The organism is Salinispirillum marinum, from assembly GCF_042650105.1.
GTDB lineage: Bacteria > Pseudomonadota > Gammaproteobacteria > Pseudomonadales > Natronospirillaceae > Salinispirillum > Salinispirillum marinum.
The window spans coordinates 1-4,869 of sequence record NZ_JBHSAL010000010.1 but is presented as its reverse complement, the minus strand read 5'-3'; the positions used below and the strand labels follow the sequence as shown (position 1 = coordinate 4,869).

The 4,869-nt window shown below is 48.4% G+C and carries 5 protein-coding genes, 1 pseudogene and 1 other annotated feature; of the genes and pseudogenes, 2 read left to right on the top strand and 4 right to left on the bottom strand.

What is annotated here, in order from left to right:
- Nucleotides 1–581 (top strand): IS3 family transposase (locus ACFOSD_RS15730; RefSeq protein ID WP_380709216.1); only part of this gene is annotated, 581 nt, incomplete at its 5' end.
- 1 nt (nucleotide 582) lies between these two features.
- Here ACFOSD_RS15730 and ACFOSD_RS15725 read toward each other — a convergent pair.
- The 4 genes from ACFOSD_RS15725 to ACFOSD_RS15710 all read right to left on the bottom strand — a co-directional run bounded on the left by ACFOSD_RS15725 (nucleotide 583) and on the right by ACFOSD_RS15710 (nucleotide 4,081).
- Nucleotides 583–876, bottom strand: coding sequence for a hypothetical protein (locus tag ACFOSD_RS15725; protein WP_380698291.1), 294 nt, complete (start codon nucleotides 874–876; stop codon nucleotides 583–585).
- A 147-nt stretch (nucleotides 877–1,023) separates the two neighbouring features.
- A complete protein-coding gene (locus ACFOSD_RS15720) occupies nucleotides 1,024–1,494 on the bottom strand; it encodes a hypothetical protein (RefSeq protein ID WP_380698289.1) in 471 nt (156 codons plus the stop codon).
- Nucleotides 1,495–1,512: 18 nt separating this feature from the next.
- Nucleotides 1,513–2,031 carry a hypothetical protein gene (locus tag ACFOSD_RS15715; RefSeq protein WP_380698287.1) on the bottom strand — a complete coding sequence of 173 codons (519 nt, stop codon included), beginning with the start codon at nucleotides 2,029–2,031 and terminating at the stop codon, nucleotides 1,513–1,515.
- A 325-nt stretch (nucleotides 2,032–2,356) separates the two neighbouring features.
- Nucleotides 2,357–4,081, bottom strand: a complete 1,725-nt coding sequence (locus ACFOSD_RS15710) for an RHS repeat domain-containing protein (RefSeq protein ID WP_380698285.1) — start codon at nucleotides 4,079–4,081, stop codon at nucleotides 2,357–2,359.
- A gap of 73 nt (nucleotides 4,082–4,154) precedes the next feature.
- Between ACFOSD_RS15710 and ACFOSD_RS15705 the strand changes: the two are divergent.
- Nucleotides 4,155–4,869, top strand: a pseudogene (locus ACFOSD_RS15705) (IS3 family transposase); the annotation flags it as partial.
- Nucleotides 4,433–4,549: a sequence feature (AL1L pseudoknot), on the top strand. It overlaps the preceding pseudogene by 117 nt.

Genomic DNA, 4,869 nt, shown 5'->3' with positions numbered 1-4,869 from the left:
GTATCACCACCATCCCAGACGAACTGGCCGAAAAGCCTCTCGACTTGGTGAATCGACAGTTTGTCGCCGAGCAGCCCAATCAGCTCTGGGTGGCCGATATCACCTATGTGGCGACATGGTCAGGCTTTGTGTATGTGGCCTTTGTGGTCGATGTGTTCTCGCGTTACATCGTGGGTTGGCGTGTCCTTAAAAGCTTGCAGACCGACATTGTGCTGGATGCCTTAGAACAAGCTCTGTGGGCACGTGGCAAACCTAAAGGGGTAACCCATCACAGCGACCGAGGGAGTCAATATCTGTCGATACGCTATACCGAACGACTGTCTGAGGCGGGTTTTAAAGCGTCAGTAGGCAGCGTTGGCGACTCTTACGACAACGCCCTGGCCGAAACGATCAACGGCCTGTACAAAGCGGAGGTAATCCACAAAAATGGCCCTTGGAAGGGTCTGGATGACGTTGAACGAGCGACGTTAACGTGGGTTGACTGGTTCAACCATCGGCGACTTCTGTCCTCCATCGGCGACATACCGCCCGCGGAGTATGAGATGCTGTATCATCAACGAGCTGAGTCAGCGGCAGCATGACTCAAATAAAACGCCCTCCGATAAAGTCGGGGTGATTCATGGTAAGGTTTTGTGGTTCGTCGGCACGAACGAGGCGGTCATTGCTATCATAGTCATAAAAGAAGGAGAACTTCTCGTTATACAAGCGCGCACTCAGGTTACCTTCGCTGTCATGAAAATACAGGTGTTGGTCTTGTGTGCTCCAGCCGGGTTGGTTGAACTGCTGGCTGAGTTGTTGTTGCGTGGCGCTCCAGTCTTGGGCGTGGTCGCGTGCTTGCCAACGGGGGTTGTTGGGAGTAAAAATCCTGCGATGCATTTGAAAAGCGCATCGCAGGATGGGCTAATTTTTAAAGAGCGGTGACTCATTATTTTCCGGAGCCGACATCAGCCACTATTCTTATGGTAGCCTCAATAAGCATAAACGGCATGGTGAGACTGATACTACAATATGTATTCCATTGCGTTACTGCCCGCTTATGAAAGAGCTTGTGCTATCTGTATAACCTCTGCCATCGTATGCATAGACTTTTAAATACGGTTCTAAATTTGAGAATGAACCATCTTGCTCATTTGTTTTAACAAGTACGCCAACGACAATTATTTCATAAAAGCTGTTCAAGTTCAGATCGGCCACATAAACAGCTGCTCTTCCATCCAGAAAGTACTCTCCATCATTATGATAATCAATGACATTTATGGACTTACTTTCACCTAGCCTAATAAATCCATTCCCTTTTTCTGTTGTCATTAAATACCCACCTAATTCTATCTCGTCATTGACGTTGAAAACGAATTCAATGTCATAGCCGAGCTCGACCTCCTGAATATGTCGATTCAAGTCATTCTCTGAGCCAAAGGCAACTCCTACAGCCCCTATAGATAGAATAACAAAATGAAATAAACTAGCGATTGATCGTAATGCTGAAAAATTCATCGAATGACTCATATGGTATTATGGAAGGTATTCGTAAAATATATACCAACCCGGCTCAATGTATTTATATAACCGCTTTCCGTGAATTTCCTTATTGCTCTTGTCTATGTTGTCAAGTTGATTGTGTAGTTCAATTTCACTGTCCTCCTTTAGCATGAAGATTACCCCTTTGTGTTCCCCTGACGAAACTATGCCACGACGATAATTAAAGAATATAACCTGACTTATCGTATCATAAGTACTCCTTTCAAACTGCACACTAACGAGATTGGTGCCGATATCATCTAGTATTTCTTCTTTCATTGAAACTCGATCAATTTCTACATCTGGCCGAATATTCAATGTTCCATCTGACATTACTTCAAATCTGTGAAGTCCGTTTGCTATAAAGCTTTCAGCTACGCTCTGGTATGACATTCTATTCTCATAGAATGATGAAATTATTTCTTGGTCTGTTGGGATGTCGCCTTTCCCACATCCACTCAGAAATAAAATAATTAGAGCAAGGTTAATTAGTCGAATGAAATTTATTTTCATTGCTCTTGTTTTCCAAAATAGTATTGAGCACCTAAATATATGTTAACTCCATCATCATAGTTAGATCCTTGGGTCTTAAATGAATTTTCAAGCGTACTGAACTGGACTTACTGCCGCACGGCAGTAGTCCACTTACATAATATATAAGTCTATTCTGACCAATGACGAGCAATGTCAATAATCATAATGACGAAACTTAGTCCTATTAACATCACGATGTACCCTAATGTAACAATGCTAAAAAAATGGTCTACTAACCAAAGTAATGGAACCCAAATAACCCATAATCTTATGTGCCAATATATTATCTTTTTCAAATTAGACCTCAAGGGCAGGGGCCCGAATTATTAGGATTAAGGAGCAACCCCATAGTGCTTGTTAAATTAGAGGCTATAGATGCACCGATTAGACCGCTAGTAATACCATCACTAGGTAAAGCTGGGGAATACCAAGGTTGATCTAGTCTTTCGACAATGCCCAAGCTATTTACTGCGCCAAAATTATCAATTAAGTTTGAGTTGGCTGGATGTAGGCGGTTTGCAGCAGTGCCTAATATAGCTCCTGCGCCAGCATCAAGAAGCATGTTCTCCATTGAATACTCTCTGTCATCAACTTGTGCAGATATATAACCAGTTCCAACTGCTAAGCTACTGTTTAAGCCAGCATTAGCTCCATAGAATGTCGTTGTTGCAATAGCTGCTTGAGTAGTTCGACCTACATTAATTGAAGTGCCTACGGCCCCAGCTAAGCGCGCGGCTGAGGTACCGATACCTCCGCCAACGGCTCCAGCACCCGCTGCGACCAGCGATTGCTTGATGTTAAATTCTTCTCTTGTTTCTAGAACGTGTATTTCCAGAGCCTGAATTGATGCGTCAAGCAGAAACCCTACACCTGCACCAACTGCGTTCGCAACAAAAGCAACTAAGCCATTTGGATCCACCCACCGTAGTGGGTTGCCACTCACATAACCATACGCCATCTGCTGGCTGGGGTCACGCAGCAGTTGTTGGGTGTTTAGCTTTGTGCTGCCCAGCAGTTGGTGCCGTGCACTTTGTGGCAAGGCGAGTTGGTTAAAGCTGTAGTAGTCGGGTTGTAACCATCTTCCAAGCTGTGGGTTGTACCAACGGGCATCCATGTGGATGAGGCCGGTTAAGTTGGTTTCATACTGTCCGGTGTAGAGGTAAGGAACCAAGTGGCGTTTGGGGCTGTGGCCGACGTGGGTGCGGGTCATCTGTTCGTGTGAGTAACGATGCGTAAAACCGTATGCCTCGCCCTGCGGGGTGTAGTCCCAACGGAAGGCGTTGCCGGCTTCTGGGCCGGTGATTTTCACGGTGCTGCCCAGATGGTCTTGGTGGAAGTAGCCGGTTTCGGCGTAGTTTTGCGCAAAACCGGTAACCCGGAACTCGTCGTTCTGCCACTGGTGGACGTTTTGGCTGATCAGGGTGCCATACGGCAGGCCTTGTTCACCGGGCAGGTAGTTCAGGGTGCGGTAAGGGTTCCCTTGGTTATCCCATTGCGCCAATTCCTGCCGTCCGTCGTACAAGCTGCCGTATTGGTAGCTACGCTCCCAGTCGCTGAGCTGGGTGTGCACGCGGCGGTCTTGCGCGTCGTACGCGAACTGGTACTGCGCACCGTACTCGGTGGTTTGGGCGGTCATGCGGCCCAGGGCGTCGTGTTGATAGGTTTCACTTGCGCCGTTGCCTAGGTTTTTCTGAGTAAGCTGGCCGTTTTGGTTGTAGGCGTAGGTTTGGGTCAGCTTGTCTTGGTTGTGGTTCACCGAGGGGTCCCACATGAACTCAAACAGATGTTGTTGGTCGAGGTGGTGGATGTCCCAGTTCGATAGAATGCCATTGCTGTTCGTCGCTCCTGCGCATCCTGCGCCCGCGACATTAGTGCATCCATGCACGTCATAAGCCGGGCCATTGCCGCGTGAGTTACCTGCGCCACTGTGCCGTAAGCGCCAATGGTCAGCTTGCACCAGTTGGTTGCCGTCGTTGTAGTGGTATTGGTAGCTTAAATCCCGCACCTGTTTGTGGGTAAGGTTGCCCACAGCATCCCACTGGTAGGTGGTGGTGAATCACACCGGCTTTGTCGGAGGCTAACTTTCTTGAGAGAATTAGCCCATGAACAAGAGACTTGGATATTCACCCGAAGTACGGGAACGCGCTGTGCGACTGGTTTTGACCGGTGAGCACGAACATAAATCACGTTGGGCTGCCATACAGTCTGTAGCGGCCAAGATCGGCTGCACCCCTGAGACACTGAGGTCTTGGATTCTAAAAATGGAAGTGGACAGCGGTGCCAAGCCCGGCGTGACCAGTGAACAATCGGCACGCATGAAAGAGCTTGAACGCGAGAACCAAGAGCTCAAGCGGGCCAACGAGATATTACGCAAAGCCGCTGCTTTTTTCGCCCAGGCGGAGCTCGACCGCAAACCGAAGTAATCATCGACTTTATTGACCGCGAACGTGGTGCTCATGGTGTCGAGCCGATCTGCAACGTTTTACAGATTGCACCCTCCACGTACTATCGCCATAAGCGCTTGCGAGCCAACCCCGAAGAGCGCTGCGCCAGAATAAAAAGGGATGAAGCGCTGATGCAGGACATTGAACGCGTTTATGAGGATAACCACTCGGTGTACGGGGCAAGGAAAGTCTGGAAGCAGCTGCTGCGTGAGTCTATCGTTGTTGCCCGTTGTACCGTCGAGCGGTTGATGAAAGCGCAAGGTCTGAGCGGTGTCAGGCGCGGAAAACGTTGTATCACCACCATCCCAGACGAACTGGCCGAAAAGCCTCTCGACTTGGTGAATCGACAGTTTGTCGCCGAGCAGCCCAATCA